Here is a 14,414-nt window from a genome sequence, read left to right as displayed (position 1 = left end):
GCTCGGCTCTACAACACGGGTGATGCGCGGGCGACCGGCTACTTCGCCGACACCCGCCACACCACGTCGCCCACATCATCAGCGACCAGCAGCGCGCCCTCCGCATCAATGGCCATGCCCACCGGCGCGCCCATCAGCGTCTTCTCGTCCTTGGACGCGAACCCGCTCACCACCGCTTCCGGTCGGCCGGCAGGCTTGCCGTCCTTGAACGGCACGTACACCACTTCGTAGCCGCTCAGTGGCGAGCGGTCCCAGCTGCCGTGCTCGCCGATGAAGGCACCGCCGTGGTACTTCGCCGGCAGTGCCTGGCCGGTGTAGAACAGCAGGCCCAGCGGTGCCACGTGCGAACCGATGGCGAAGTCCGGGCGGATTGCCTTGGCCACCAGATCCGGACGCTGCGGTTGCACGCGCTCGTCCACATGCTGGCCGTAGTAGCTGTAGGGCCAGCCGTAGAAACCATGCTCCTGCACCGAGGTGAGGTAATCGGGCACCAGGTCGGCACCGATCTCGTCGCGCTCGTTCACCACCGCCCACAGCTTGCCGGTGCTCGGCTCCCAGTCCAGGCCGGTGGGGTTGCGCAGGCCCGAGGCGTAGATGCGGCTGCCGCTGGTGGCCACGTCCACTTCCAGCACCACCGCACGGCGGTACTCGACGGCCAGGCCGTTCTCGGTGATGTTGCTGTTGGAGCCCACGCCCACATACAGCTTGCTGCCATCACGGCTGGCGAGCAGTTCCTTGGTCCAGTGGTGGTTGATGGTGCTGGGCAGGTCGGTGAACTCGCTGCCCTTGTCGGACATGCGGGTTTCGCCCGGCACGTAGCGGTATTTCATGATGTTGCCGGTGTTGGCCACATACAGCGTGTCACCGATCAGCTGGATGCCGAACGGCGAGTGCAGGTTTTCGATGTACACGTGCTGGGTCCAGGTGCCGGTGCCCGGCGCGCGCCGCAGCAACGTGACCCGGTTGCCGCCCTTGCCGGCCTTGCCCGAGCGCGCCTTCACCTTGCCGGCGATCCACTGCTTGGGCGTGGTGACCGGCTCTTCGCCGGGACCGTTGCCTTCCACTACCAGCACATCACCATTGGGCAGCGACAGCAGCCGGCGCGGGTGCTGCAGGTTGGCAGCGATGCGTTCGATCTTCAGGCCGTCGGCCACCGACGGTGCCTGGCCTTCGGCCCAGCCCACGCCCTTGGGCACCTGCATCGGCGGCATCAGGTAGTTCTGCGGCGCGGGCAGCGGTGGCTGTGCACCGGACTGGTCGGCCGGGTGGTATTCGGCCTTGCCGGCACACGCGGCCAGCGCCAATGCCAGCGAAAGCACGCCCACGGCGGGCAGGATGCGCTTAGCCATGACGGGCTCCTTGCAGCACCGGCTGCTGCAGTGAAAGCACGATGAAGCCGAGCGCGATCAGTGCCACCGTCAGCGCGGAGAGGATGGTGCCCGGCACCGCCGCCGCATAGGCGTCGCGGCTGTGCACGAAGGCGTTCCAGACGGCCAGCACGATGGCGACCAGGTTGAGCAGGAAATCGAGGCGGTCGGTGCCGGTGGCGGTGCCGTTGCGGCGCCAGACCGCGAACAGGTTGATCAGCCGCGGCAGGATGGCGATCAGCAGGCCGAAGGTGATCAGCCACGCCGCCGACTTGCCCCACATCACTTCAGCGGTGTTGAGGTAGAGGATGTCGAAAATGAGGCCGGCCACGAAGAAGCCGAACGGTATCGGATTCAACAGGCTGAAGAGTGTTGTGCCGAGGCCGCGATGGGCCTGGGCGACGGGGTTGACCATGGTCGTGCTCCGTTCGGGGAAGGGGTGCACGGGCTGTAGTAGCACAGGGGGGCGGGAGGGGGTGCGATGATCTGGGCATCGGATGGCCTCGACGCTATGGCGATGCCCAATGCGAAGTCCGCACGACGTGGCCAGTGCCATCCAGCTCCACCGACCACGCCTCGATATGGGGCAGGAATGGATTTTCGTACCACAGCCGTTCCACGCAGGTGCCACTACATGGGGTGCTGGCATAGCGGGAAAACCGTTGTCCACGCGGCTCTGTGACATCGGGTGCGCCCAGCGCATCGATGACCGCCTCTCGACGGTCCCCGGGCTGCAGGGAAGCGATGCCGCGCTCGGCCAGGATGGAAGTAGCCGAGCATCCCCCCACGTAAAACACGGCTGCCATCGCCAACAGCCACGCCAGGTTCTTCACGTCTGCGCCTCCGCATCCAGCTCCATGGCAGCGTGCCGTATCTCATGGAATGGCAGCATGGTTTCGAAGCCGAATTCGTGTTCCATGCTGATGCGGACCAGGCCGCCAATGGCGAACCAGCTGATATTGGCGTGCACATCGATGCCATGCCAACCGCCCCCTGCCAGCAGATCCAGCGTCTGTGCCCGGGGCATCTTTGTACTTTCCTCCCGCAGCAGCGCGCGGCGGTGCCGTTTCGTCAGCAGGCGCAGCTGCTTCACCGTGGTGATGTTGAATGCGCTGAGCTCCGGCAGCAGCTCGGCGATGTCCGCGTCGGTCCAGTAATCGTGGCCACGGTGATACATCGACAGCACCACCTTGCGGATGGTGGCCACGGTGAGTGGGGCCAGATCGGCGCGGGCGCGGGCATTGGGGCGTTTCATCCGGTGTCCTCCGGGGAGCCTGGGCATGGTGGCATGGCGGTGGGGTTTCGGTGCGGGTGGATTGTGCCAACCAAGGTTGGCACCTACCGGGGCACCGACCAGAGCGGCGCAGTCGTCATTACAAGGCGGCATAAGTGTTTGTGACGTATTTGGCACATCCGCACATCGGCTGCGTGAAGAGGTAGGGGGTTGTTCGTTGTGTCGCGTTTGGCTCGTTGCGATGGGGCAGATCCGCCCCGCCGTCCTGCCATGCCGATTCACAACAGAAGGATTCGTGTATGAAGCGACACACGCAACGCTCCGCGCCACCGCGCTCTGCGCGCCTGGCCCTGGCCACTGCCCTGGTACTGGGCAGCCTGGCCGTTACCGCCCAGGCGCAACAGGCCGACCCACTGGCGGGTATCCAGTGGCATCTGCTCAATACCGGGCAGACGGTGCCGGCCGATACGCTGCCGGTGGCCGGCAACGATCTCAACGTCGATGGCCTGTTCCGCAATGGCATCCGTGGCCAGGGCGTGGTGATCGGCATCGTCGATGACGGCCTGCAGATCGCCCACCCGGACCTGGCCGCGAACGTGGCGGCGGTAGCGGGCAAGAACTTCGCCAACGGCTCCAACAATCCCACGCCGTCCAATCCCGATGCTGACAACCACGGCACGATGGTGGGCGGCATCGCCGGTGCGGTGGGCGCCAACAACCTGGGCGTGCGTGGCGTGGCCCCGGCGGCAACGCTGAAGGGCTTCAACGTGCTGGCCTCCAATGCGCAGGGCAACCAGCAGAGCAACATCGAATACGCCTGGTGGGATGGCGCCGAGTCGGCCGATGTTCAGGTGTTCAACAACAGCTGGGGCGCTGGCCCGGGCAACCCCAACCTGCCCGTGGCCTACAGCCAGAACACGGTGAGTTCGTACGAGCAGGCACTGTCGGGCACGCGCGGTGGCCGCGGCGGCATCTACGTGAAGTCAGCCGGCAACAACTTCAACAACGCCTCGATCAGCCAGACCCAGGACGTCTGCACCACCGATACCAAGAACCGCAACACCGGCTGTGTGCCGGCCGGCCGCGATCCACGCAACAACCTGTTCAACGTGATCACCGTGGGTGCAGTGCGCGCCGATGGCGTGCGTTCGTCGTACTCGTCCACCGGTTCGGCACTGTGGGTGTCGGCCTTTGGTGGCGAGTACGGCCTGCAGGCGCAGTACGCCCCGAACCTGGTGGCACGTGCGTACGATCCGGCCATCGTCACCACCGACGTGACCGGCTGCACCCAGGGCAGCAACAAGAACACCAACCGCCAGAACACGCTGGACAGCAACCTGTCGGCGATCGACAGCACCTGCAACTACACCGCGAAGATGAACGGTACGTCGGCGTCGGCGCCGATGGTGTCGGGCGTGGCGGCGCTGGTGCTGGAGGCCAACCCGAACCTGTCCTACCGCGATGTGAAGTACATCCTCGCCACCACTGCCACCCGCAACCATCCGAACCAGCCAGCGGTGACCCTGGCCGACGGCCGCACACTGGTGCCGGGCTGGACGGTGAATGCAGCCAACCGCGCTTACAGCAACTGGTACGGCTTCGGTGTTGTCAACGCGGCGCGCGCCGTGCAGGTCGCCGAGAACTTCCAGTCGCTGGGCCCGCTGCTGGATACGGGTTGGCGCACCACCACGCGCACGGTGGCCATCGGCAACACCTCCGCCGCCGCCGCGCGGTTGACCTTCCAGCTGGCCAATGGCGCACGCAACATCGAGTCGGTGCAGCTGGGCTTCCGGGTGAACCACAGCAATACCCGCCAGCTGCAGTTCGTGCTTGTTTCGCCCAGTGGTACGCGCAGCGTGGTGCAGCCGGCCTTCACCGCCATCGGTTCGGGTACCAATGGCGTGCAGCGCAACTTCACCAACTGGGATCTGCTGTCCAGCAATGCCTTCCTGGATGAAAGTGCCACCGGCACCTGGACGCTGGAAGTGACCGACATGGGGCAGGCCGCGAATGCTGCATCGCGCGGCAACCTCGAATTCTTCAAGATCCGCGTTCTGGGGCACTGATGATGAAAACGACCATTCTGTTGAGCACGCTCGCCTTCGCGGCGATGACCTCCCCTGCCTGGGCACAGAGCTCGGGGCAGACCCCACCGGCACGGAGCCTGTCCACCGTGGATGCACAGGAACTGAAAGCTTCGGCCACCGGCCGTTCGTTCGACGTGGGCGGCACGCGTTTCCAGCTGTCCCCGTCGACCACGGTGCAGCAGGCTGCGGGCGGCCAGTTCCGGATCACGCCGCAGGCGGCGGCCACCACCAGTTCGCGCAGCAAGCGTTCGCTGGATGGCGCGGCAGCAGCCGACGCTGATGCCGGCGCCGGCAAGTTCGCCGCTGCGGTGTCCAACGATGGTGCGCCGGTGGTGGCGACCTCGCGGGTGAAGGTGTTCTTTACCGATGCGGCATCTGCACAGCGCGCGGCGAAGGCCACGGGCGGCACCGTGGTGAAGGTGTCCAAGGCTGCCGGTCTGGCCATCGTCGAGTACCCGTCGGTGAACGCGGCGCTGGATGCGAGCACCCGGCTGCTGTCGACTGCGGGCGTGCGCGCAGCCGAGCCAGACGTGGTGCAGTGGGAAGAGAAGAAGTGATCTAGGGCGTTGCGTGGTGCCCCCGGCCGGTTGGCTCTCCTGGCCGGCCGGGGGATTGGCGAGCGGGAGGGCGTGCCGACCAACGGTCGGCACCCACCACAATCCAATGGCATCCACCACAATCCAATGGCACCCACCAGATTCCAATGGCATCCACCAGAATCCCAACGGTCGGCATGCACCAGGTTCCCAATGTCGGCACCCGCCAGAATCAGGATGTCGGCATCCGCCAGATTCATTCATCGCGTGTCGACCAAGGTCGACACCTACCAGGGCGATGCGTCGTTCAGCGTGCGGCGACGCTCGCGCTGTGCGGCAGCTTGCACGCCGCCAACGCTTCACTGCCTGCGGCCGGATGTTCCGGCTCCAGCAGCAACCGCTGCACGTCCGAGAACAGCTGCTCCACCGGCATGCCGTAGGGCGCGAACAGGCGCAGGCGACCTTGGCGGTCGAACACGTAGCCGCCGGCGATGTGGCTCATCGTGTAGGTGTCCGGCAGCTGTCCGGGCTCTTTCTCGTAGAACGCCTTGAAGTCACTGGCCATCGCCGAGAGCTGTGCCTCGTCACCGACCAGCGCCATCGCCTTCGGATCGAAAGCGTGCACATAGGTGTGCGCGACTTCGGGGGTATCGCGCGCCGGATCAACGCTGACAAACACCACCTGCAGCTGGTCGGCATCCTTGCCCATCAGGTGCTTGACCTGGCTCAGTTCGACCATGGTGGTCGGGCACACGTCCGGGCAGCTGGTGAAGCCGAAGAACAGGTAGGTCACCTGCCCCTGCAGGTCCTTCGGGCCACGCAGGGTGCCGGCGCTGTCAGGCATGGTCCAGTGCTGGCCCAGTTCCTCGCAGGCGATGTCCTTGGAATAGAAATCCATGCGCGACTGCGCGCTGCAGCCGGCCAGCAGGCCGAGTGCGAGGCCTGCGGCAAGCAGCGGCAGGCGCAGGGAACGAACAACGGAAGCAACACGCATCACGGGTACCACCAACACGAGGTGGGCGCGGTCTCGGTCAGGCCTGCCCTGGGGGGAGAGAGGGCTGAGGTGCCAGGGCGATCGTGCACTCCTTGCCGATCGCCCCGGCCACGGTCAGTTGATCATCATGTGGTAGTGCATGCTCCAGATGATCCAGATCGACAACGCGACCACGATGAACAGGATCACCAGGGTGAACACGAAGCTGGCGAGGTTCCAGCCACCTTCGGACTTGCGGTCCATGTGCAGGAAGTACACCAGCTGCACCAGGATCTGCGCGACCGCGAAGCCGACCAGCAGGAACAGGGTGACCGGGCGCGACAGCACCGGGTTCATCACCAGCGCGAACGGCACCACCGTCAGCAACGCGCACAGCACGAAGCCGATCAGGTAGGACTTGGTGGAACCGTGCGCATTGCCGGCGCGCGAGGTTTCGACGTGGGCCATGTCAGAAGGCTCCGATCAGGTAGACGAAGGTGAAGACGCAGATCCACACCAGGTCCAGGAAGTGCCAGAACAGGCTCAGGCAGGACACGCGGGTGATGTTGGTCGGGGTGAGGCCGCGGCGATACACCTGGTGCATCACCACCGCCATCCAGATCAGGCCGCTGGCCACGTGCAGGCCGTGGGTAGCGACCAGGGCGAAGAACGCCGACAGGTAGGCACTGGTGCTGGGACCGGCACCTTCATGGATGAGGTGCGAGAACTCGTACAGCTCCATGCCGATGAACGAGGCGCCGAGCACGAAGGTCACGCCCAGCCAGCGCAGCACCGCCGCCTTGTCCAGGCGGTGCATGGCCAGCACGGCCTGGCCATAGGTGATGCTGGACACCAGCAGGATGAAGGTCTCGGCCATCACGAACGGCAGCGAGAACAGTTCCTTGCCGGTCGGGCCGCCGGCGTAGGCGGTGCTGAGCACCGCGTACGAGGCGAACAGCGAGCCGAACAGCACCAGGTCGGACATGAGGTATACCCACATGCCGAACACCTTCATGCCGCCCTGTTCGTGGGCGTGATCGTGCTCGTGATGGTCGTCGTGGACCAGCACATCGCTGTCCAGTTGCGGACGGGTCAACAGGTTCATGCGCCTGCCTCCTGCAGCTTGGCGTGGTTGGCCGCTTCGGTACGCGCCACCTCTTCGGAGCTGACGTAGTAATCCACGTCCTCGTTGTAGGAGCGCGCGATCAGGGTGACGATCATCGCGATGAAGCTGGCACCGGCCATCCACCAGATGTGCCACACCAGGGCGAAGCACAGCACCAGGATCCAGACGTTGAGGATCAGCGGCACACCGGTGTTCTTCGGCATGTGGATCGGCGCGTACTTCTTCGGCGGCGGCGGCAGGCCACGCTTCTTCGCTTCGTGGAAGGCGTCCAGCTCATCGGCCTTGGGCACCACGGCGAAGTTGTAGAACGGCGGCGGCGACGGCGTGGCCCATTCCAGCGTGCGTGCATTCCACGGGTCGCCGGTGAGGTCGAGGTTGCGCTTGCGGTCGCGCACGCTGACGTAGATCTGCACCAGCATCAGGATGATGCCCGCGAACACGAACAGCGCACCGATGAAGGCGGCGATCAGGTACGGCGTCCACGCCGGGTTGTCGTACTGGTTCATGCGCCGGGTCATGCCCATGAAGCCCAGCATGTACAGCGGCATGAAGGCCAGGTAGAAGCCGATCACCCAGCAGGCGAAGGACCACTTGCCCAGGCGCTCGTTGAGGGTGAAGCCGAACACCTTCGGGAACCAGTAGACAAAGCCGGCCAGGTAGCCGAACAGCGCACCGCCGATGATGGTGTTGTGGAAGTGCGCGACCAGGAACAGGCTGTTGTGCAGCAGGAAGTCCGCGCCCGGGATGGCCAGCAGCACGCCGGTCATGCCACCGATGGTGAAGGTGACCAGGAAGGCGATGGTCCACAGCATCGGCACGCTGAACTCCACGCGGCCGCCGTACATGGTGAACAGCCAGGTGAAGATCTTCACGCCGGTGGGGATGGCGATGATCATCGTCATGATGCCGAAGAAGGCATTGACGCTGGCACCGGAACCCATGGTGAAGAAGTGGTGCAGCCAGACGATGAAGGACAGGATGCCGATCGCCAGGGTAGCGCCGACCATCGACTTGTAGCCGAACAGCTTCTTGCGCGAGAACGTGGCGGTCACTTCAGAGAAGATGCCGAACGCCGGCAGCACCAGGATGTACACCTCCGGGTGGCCCCAGGCCCACACCAGGTTCACGTACATCATCGGGTTGCCACCCAACGTGTTGGTGTAGAAGTTGAAGTCCAGGTAGCGGTCCAGGGTAAGTGCACCCAGGGCTACGGTCAGGATCGGGAAGGCGGCGATGATGATCACGCTGGTGACCAGCACGGTCCAGGTGAACACCGGCATCTTCATCAGGGTCATGCCCGGCGCACGCATGCGCAGGATGGTGATGAACAGGTTGACGCCGGTCAGCAGGGTACCGATGCCGGAGGCCTGCAACGCCCAGATGTAGTAATCGACACCGACCCCGGGACTGAACTCGATGCCCGACAGCGGCGGATAGGCGACCCAGCCGGTCATCGCGAATTCGCCAACACCCAGCGAGATCATCATCAGCGCAGCGCCGACCACGAAGATCCAGAAGCTGAAGGCGTTGAGGAACGGGAACGCCATGTCGCGCGCGCCGATCTGCAGCGGCACGATGATGTTCATCAGGCCGACCACGAACGGGGTGGCCACGAAGAAGATCATGATCACGCCGTGCGCGGTGAAGATCTGGTCGTAGTGTTCCGGTGGCAGGAAGCCATCGCTGCCCGGCCCGGCCGCCGCCAGCTGTGCGCGCATCATCAGTGCATCGGCGAAGCCGCGCACCAGCATGACCAGCGCGACGACCACGTACATGATGCCGATTTTCTTGTGGTCCACCGTGGTGAACCAGTCGCGCCAGAGCACGCCCCACAGCTTGAAATAGCTCACCGCGCCGAGCAGCGCGAGGCCGCCCAGCACCATGGCCGCCAACGTGACCACGACGATCGGCTCGTGCAGCGGCACGGCCTCCCACGTCAATTTACCCAACATGTTCGTTACTCCTGGGAAACCTGGGCACCGCCGGCAGCGCCCGCCGGGGTTGCAGCAGCGGTGTTCTCACCGACGCCGATGAACTGGTCGATGACCTTCTTGAACAGCAGCGGTTCGACGCTGGAGAAGTGCTGCACCGGCGCGTTCTTGGACGGTGCGGCCAGCGCCTTGAACTGCTCGAAGCTGAGTGCATCCGGTGCGCTGCGCACCTCGGCCACCCAGCGATCGAAGTCTTCGTTGCTGCTGGCGGTGGCGATGAACTTCATGTTCGAGAAGCCATGGCCGCTGTAGTTGCCGGACATGCCACGGAACTGGCCGGGCTCGTTGGCGATCAGGTGCAGCTGCGTGCGCATGCCGGCCATCGCGTAGATCTGTCCACCCAGCTGCGGGATGAAGAAGGTGTTCATCGTCGAGTTGGAGGTGATGTTGAACGCCAGCGCGCGGTTGGCCGGGAAGTTGAGCTGGTTGACGGTGGCGATGCCCAGGTCCGGGTACACGAACACCCACTTCCAGTCGGTGGCGATCACGTCCACGTGCAGCGGTTCGCCGGCCACGTCCAGCGGCTTGTACGGATCGAGCTCGTGGGTGGACTTCCACACGATCACCGCCAGCACCGCGATGATCAGCAACGGCACGCCCCAGACCACCACTTCCACCTTGGTGGAGTGCGACCAGTCCGGCGTGTACTTCGCCTTGGTATTGCCGGCGCGGAAGCGCCAGGCGAACACGAAGGTCAGCACGATGGCCGGCACGACGACGATCAGCATCAGGCCGATGCAGATCAGGATCAGGTCGCGCTGTGCGATCCCGACCATGCCCTTCGAATCCAGCAGCACCCAATCGCAGCCCGTCAGGGCGATGCAGGCCAGGGCGACCAGCGCCAGGCGGATGCGGTTCCAGCAGATATTCATTGGTGGTCAACCCTGTTGAAGATGCGCGCTTGACCGGCTCGCCTGCGCGCAGCGCCCGGGCGTGGAGCGGCTACACTGTGGGTACGAGGTCGCCTACAAACAGGCGAGCCACTCCAATCAAGCCCATACAAGATACAGCATTGTATGGACTTGTGCATCTGCACGTATGGAAAAATCCGACCGATGACGCCTCCTGCTGCCGGCCGCCGCCTGAAACACCCCAACCGGACCTGGGTCCGCCCGTTCCGTGAGGGCGCAGGACCGCTGTACCTGCAGATCGCCCAGCAGGTGCGCGAGGCGGTGGACGATGGCGTGCTGCGCCCGGGCGATCGCCTGCCGCCGCAGCGCGACCTGGCCCAGCAGGTGGGGGTGGACCTGACCACGGTCACCCGCGCCTTCGCCGAACTGCGCCAGGCCGGCCTGCTGGACGCGCAGGGCGCGGGCGGCACCTTCATTGCGATGTCCGCCGGCAACCGCAGCACCTCGGTCGACCTGAGCATGAACATCCCGCCGCTGCTGGGCAGCGCGCCGTTCGCACAGGGCATGGAGGCCGGGTTCCAGCACCTGGGCCAGCAGCTGGGCCAGGGCGAGCTGATGAGCTACCACGTCGGTGCCGGCAGCCGCGACGACCGCGCTGCGGCCGTGCAATGGCTGGCGCCGGTGCTCGGCCCGGTGGGCGCCGAGCGGGTGGTGATCTGCCCCGGCGCGCAGACTGCGCTGTGCGCACTGATCCTGGCCCGCACCCAGCCGGGCGAACTGATCGCTGCCGAGCAACTGACCTATCCGGGCCTGCTGGCCGCTGCGCGCGTGCTGCAGCGGGGCGTGGTGCCGGTGGCGATGGACGCCGAGGGCATGCTGCCCGATGCCCTGGACGAAGCCTGCCAGCAGCGCCGGCCGCGCCTGCTGTACCTGGTGCCGACCATCCAGAACCCGACCACGGCGACGATGTCGGCGCAGCGCCGGCAGGCCCTGCTGGCGGTGGCACGGCGGCACGAACTGACCGTGGTCGAGGACGATCCCTACTGGCTGCTGGCCGGCGATGCGGCCCCGCCGCTGGCCGCGCTGGCCGACGGTGGCTGCCCGGTCTACTACATCTCCACCCTGTCCAAGTGCCTGGCCCCCGGCCTGCGCACGGCCTACCTGGTGGTGCCGGGCGGCGAGCCGATGGAGCCGGTGCTGGACGCCCTGCGTGCGATCGCGCTGATGCCCACCCAGTCGATGGTGGCCGTGGCCTCGCACTGGATCCGCACCGGCCAGGCGCAGGCGATGGTGCAGCGCTTCCAGCAGGAACTGCGCGAGCGCCAGGCCATTGCTGCCCGCTACCTGCCCGCCCGCCGCCAGGCCCACCCGGCCGGCCTGCATGTGTGGCTGCCGTTGCCGCCGCGGCTGGACCAGTACCGGCTGATCCAGGCGGCACAGGAACAGGGCCTGGGCATTGCCAGCTCCGACGCCTTCAGCGTGGAGGAACCGCCACCGGGCAACGCCATCCGCCTGTCGCTGGGCGGTGCGGTGGACCAGGAGGCACTGGCCGGCGCGCTGGCCAAGCTGAACGAGATCCTGTCCGAGGCGCCCGACGCGCGGCATTCGGCGATCGTCTGAGCCATCCCGTGGGCCATACCCATACAAGATGATATCTTGTATGCAATGTATGGACGAAGGATGTGCCGCAGATGGCCGCCGACAAACTGAAGTTCCACCTGGTGATGGCCGGCTGCGGCGGGTTCGTCGTGCTGATGCTGGCCGCCCTGGCCTGGGTCTGCCTGCAACCGCAGACCGTGGATGTGCAGGCCGCCGAGCGCCACGCCATTGAACAGTGCCTGCAACGCAGCGAGGACGCGGGGCGCAGCGAGATCCAGCGCCGCGCCCAGGCCGACTCCTGCCGCGAGATGCGCAAGCAGTACGTGCACAAGTTCGGCGCGGACGGCTCCTGATGGGCGCAGCCGCGCGGCGCCCACGCCGTTCGATGCTGCCGGTGATGATCGCCCTCGCCTGCCTGTTCATGGCCGGCGTGGCGGCGGCCCTGTGGCAGTACTTCGGCTATGGCGAGCAGTCCACGTTCGCCGAACAGGCCATCGTCTTCGATGACTCGCAGCTGCGGTTGCCGGCGGAACTGGCCGGCGACACCGGCCGCATCCGCGTGGTGCATTTCTGGGACCCGGCCTGCGGCGTGTGCAACCGCGAAACCAGTGCGCACCTGAGCTACCTGATCAGCATGTATCGCCGCGCCGGCATCGACTTCTATGCCATCCGCCGCCCCGGCACCCAGGGTGAACTGCCCGAGCCGCTGCGCAACAAGGTGATCCCCCTGCCGACCATCGACGGCATCGGGAACATTCCGGCCAGCCCGGCGGTGGCGATCTGGGACCGCCAGGGCCACCTGGCCTATGCCGGCCCTTACAGCATCGGCATGGTCTGCAATTCGGCCAACAGCTTCGTCGAACCGTTGCTGGACAGACTGGTGCGCGGGGAAACCGTGCGCCCGAAAGGACTGCTTGCCGTGGGCTGCTACTGCCCCTGGCAGGCCCAGCGCTGAGGACGCGCGATGACATCACCGACGCTGGCTGGCGCAGCCGCCACACACAACAACGGCGGTCACCTGTCCGAACCGACCGATGGTTATGGACAGGCTCCCGCCGTTGGAAGCAACGATACGCCCCGACATCCTCCGTACATGCCGCGACCCGATGTCGCAGGGCCTGGCATTGCAGGGCTGGGCTGGGTGCAGGACGTGCACGTGCACAGCGGCCCGATCTACCTGCGCATCGTCAACACGCTGGAACGCACCATCAATCGCGGTGGCCTTGCCCCCGGGCAACGGCTGCCCTCGCAGCGCGCGTTGGCGCAGCAGCTCGGCGTGGATCTGACCACGGTGACCCGCGCCTTCGATGAAGCACGCAAGCGTGGACTGATCGAAGCACGCGGGCCACAGGGCAGCTTCATCGCGCCGCCCAAGGCGGGCTTTGACCAGGCCGTCGATCTCAGCATGAACGTGCCACCGGTACCCGACGCCGATGCACTGGCGGAAATGCTGCGTCGAGGCGCCGCGGCGGTGCTTGCGCGCAGCAATGCGCCGAACCTGATGACCTATCACCTGGGCGGTGGCAACCCGACCGACCGCCACGCGGCGGCGCGCTGGCTGCAGCCGATGCTGGGCACGGTGGACGACGCACGCCTGCTGCTGACCGAAGGCGCGCAGGTGGCGCTGGCGGCGATCCTGCTCAGCCAGGGGCGCGAGGGCGATGCGATCCTCTGCGACCGGTTGGTGTATCCGGGTCTGCTGCAGGCCGCCGCCGCACTGGGACGGCGGCTGGTCACAGTGGAGGGCGACGAACATGGCATGTGCCCGGAGGCGCTGGCCCGCCGGGCGCGGGAATGTGGCGCGCGACTGGTCTACCTCAACCCCACCTGCCAGAACCCGACGGCGCTGACCGTGCCCACCACGCGGCGCGAAGCGTTGGCGCGGGTGCTGGAGCGCGAAGGCCTGCTGGCGATCGAGGACGATCCGTACTGGCACCTGGCCGTCACCGCGCCCATTCCGCTGGCGACGCTGGCACCGCGACACGTGTTCCATGTGGCCACGCTTTCAAAGGTGATCAGCCCTGGCCTGCGTACCGCGTTCGTGCAATGCCCGGGCGCCGCCCATGCCGAGGCGATGACCACCGCACTGCGTGCCACGCGGTTGATGGGTCACCCGCTGGTATCCGCGCTGGCCAGCCAGCTGCTGCTGGATGGCTCGGCGCAGGCGCTGCTGGCGCAGGTACGCGAGGAAGCGCGCGAGCGCACGCGGATGGCGCGGTATCTGCTGGCGCCCTCGTTGCTGGAGCGCGCCGATGGGCTGCATGCGTGGTGCCGGGTGCCAGCGCCGTGGACCGACGCCACGCTGGTGCGTACGGCGCAGCTGCAGGGCCTGGCGATCGCGCCTTCATCGGCGTTCTGTCCGCCGGGCGCGCCATTCGCGAGCGGGGTGCGGCTGTCGTTGGGATTGGCTGCGGACCGGCGGCAACTGGAAAACGCGCTGCGGCGGATCGATCGGTTGTTGTTGTCCGATGCGTTGCCGGCGATTGACCGGTAGTGGAAGGGCATCCACGCATGGCGTGGATCTACTGGGCCTGTTCCGGTAGATGCCAACCTTGGTTGGCAATGCCCGTTCACGCCATGCGTGGATGGGTGTTGCGCCTGGTCGTGCCGGCCGCTGGCCGGCAACGGCATGCACACTACGGTCATGAGG

The 14,414-nt window shown here is 66.3% G+C and carries 15 protein-coding genes; 6 read left to right on the top strand and 9 right to left on the bottom strand.

Features of this window, described 5'->3' with window-relative positions:
- Positions 1–38 precede the first annotated feature (38 nt).
- The 4 genes from AC3WTC_RS14800 to AC3WTC_RS14785 all read right to left on the bottom strand — a co-directional run bounded on the left by AC3WTC_RS14800 (position 39) and on the right by AC3WTC_RS14785 (position 2,622).
- Positions 39–1,349 (bottom strand): sorbosone dehydrogenase family protein, encoded by a 1,311-nt coding sequence (locus tag AC3WTC_RS14800; protein ID WP_263928993.1) that lies wholly within the window; start codon positions 1,347–1,349, stop codon positions 39–41.
- The gene (locus AC3WTC_RS14795; protein WP_025877408.1) at positions 1,342–1,782 is read right to left on the bottom strand and encodes a DUF2231 domain-containing protein; all 441 of its coding nucleotides are present in this window, start codon (positions 1,780–1,782) and stop codon (positions 1,342–1,344) included. Before AC3WTC_RS14795 ends, AC3WTC_RS14800 begins: the two co-directional genes overlap by 8 nt.
- A gap of 94 nt (positions 1,783–1,876) precedes the next feature.
- Entirely contained in the window at positions 1,877–2,200 is a 324-nt protein-coding gene (locus AC3WTC_RS14790; RefSeq protein ID WP_080149642.1) for a hypothetical protein, read from the bottom strand.
- Positions 2,197–2,622 carry a hypothetical protein gene (locus AC3WTC_RS14785; RefSeq protein WP_492711761.1) on the bottom strand — a complete coding sequence of 142 codons (426 nt, stop codon included), beginning with the start codon at positions 2,620–2,622 and terminating at the stop codon, positions 2,197–2,199. The genes AC3WTC_RS14790 and AC3WTC_RS14785 overlap by 4 nt, the downstream gene beginning before the upstream one ends.
- A gap of 278 nt (positions 2,623–2,900) precedes the next feature.
- Between AC3WTC_RS14785 and AC3WTC_RS14780 the strand changes: the two genes are divergently transcribed.
- Positions 2,901–4,667, top strand: coding sequence for a S8 family serine peptidase (locus AC3WTC_RS14780; RefSeq protein ID WP_025877415.1), 1,767 nt, complete (start codon positions 2,901–2,903; stop codon positions 4,665–4,667).
- Positions 4,667–5,245 carry a S8 family serine peptidase gene (locus tag AC3WTC_RS14775; RefSeq protein WP_492711760.1) on the top strand — a complete coding sequence of 193 codons (579 nt, stop codon included), beginning with the start codon at positions 4,667–4,669 and terminating at the stop codon, positions 5,243–5,245. Before AC3WTC_RS14780 ends, AC3WTC_RS14775 begins: the two co-directional genes overlap by 1 nt.
- Positions 5,246–5,531: 286 nt before the next feature.
- On the opposite strand, the gene AC3WTC_RS14770 is transcribed toward AC3WTC_RS14775, so the two are convergent.
- The 5 genes from AC3WTC_RS14770 to cyoA all read right to left on the bottom strand — a co-directional run bounded on the left by AC3WTC_RS14770 (position 5,532) and on the right by cyoA (position 10,186).
- On the bottom strand, positions 5,532–6,218 hold the full coding sequence (locus AC3WTC_RS14770; protein WP_051501687.1) for an SCO family protein: 687 nt from the start codon (positions 6,216–6,218) through the stop codon (positions 5,532–5,534).
- A 114-nt stretch (positions 6,219–6,332) separates the two neighbouring features.
- Positions 6,333–6,665, bottom strand: a complete 333-nt coding sequence (cyoD, locus tag AC3WTC_RS14765) for a cytochrome o ubiquinol oxidase subunit IV (protein ID WP_025877422.1) — start codon at positions 6,663–6,665, stop codon at positions 6,333–6,335.
- Position 6,666: 1 nt separating this feature from the next.
- Entirely contained in the window at positions 6,667–7,302 is a 636-nt protein-coding gene (cyoC, locus tag AC3WTC_RS14760) for a cytochrome o ubiquinol oxidase subunit III (protein ID WP_080278337.1), read from the bottom strand.
- Positions 7,299–9,275: a cytochrome o ubiquinol oxidase subunit I gene (cyoB, locus tag AC3WTC_RS14755; protein WP_105165057.1), complete on the bottom strand. Its 1,977-nt coding sequence runs from the start codon at positions 9,273–9,275 to the stop codon at positions 7,299–7,301. The genes cyoC and cyoB overlap by 4 nt, the downstream gene beginning before the upstream one ends.
- A gap of 5 nt (positions 9,276–9,280) precedes the next feature.
- A complete protein-coding gene (cyoA, locus tag AC3WTC_RS14750) occupies positions 9,281–10,186 on the bottom strand; it encodes a ubiquinol oxidase subunit II (RefSeq protein ID WP_025877429.1) in 906 nt (301 codons plus the stop codon).
- A 183-nt stretch (positions 10,187–10,369) separates the two neighbouring features.
- Here cyoA and AC3WTC_RS14745 point away from each other — a divergent pair, with 183 nt between their 5' ends.
- From AC3WTC_RS14745 to AC3WTC_RS14730, 4 genes are all read left to right on the top strand, one after another.
- Positions 10,370–11,785: an aminotransferase-like domain-containing protein gene (locus tag AC3WTC_RS14745; protein ID WP_025877430.1), complete on the top strand. Its 1,416-nt coding sequence runs from the start codon at positions 10,370–10,372 to the stop codon at positions 11,783–11,785.
- Positions 11,786–11,856: 71 nt separating this feature from the next.
- Positions 11,857–12,117, top strand: a complete 261-nt coding sequence (locus AC3WTC_RS14740; RefSeq protein ID WP_492711758.1) for a hypothetical protein — start codon at positions 11,857–11,859, stop codon at positions 12,115–12,117.
- The gene (locus AC3WTC_RS14735; protein ID WP_492711757.1) at positions 12,117–12,719 is read left to right on the top strand and encodes a DUF6436 domain-containing protein; all 603 of its coding nucleotides are present in this window, start codon (positions 12,117–12,119) and stop codon (positions 12,717–12,719) included. Before AC3WTC_RS14740 ends, AC3WTC_RS14735 begins: the two co-directional genes overlap by 1 nt.
- A 9-nt stretch (positions 12,720–12,728) precedes the next feature.
- Positions 12,729–14,258, top strand: coding sequence for an aminotransferase-like domain-containing protein (locus tag AC3WTC_RS14730; protein WP_492711756.1), 1,530 nt, complete (start codon positions 12,729–12,731; stop codon positions 14,256–14,258).
- Positions 14,259–14,414 lie beyond the last annotated feature (156 nt).

The sequence above is a fragment of the Stenotrophomonas sp. FW305-C-20-S1 genome, assembly GCF_058783335.1.
This window is presented reverse-complemented; position numbering and strand designations above follow the sequence as displayed.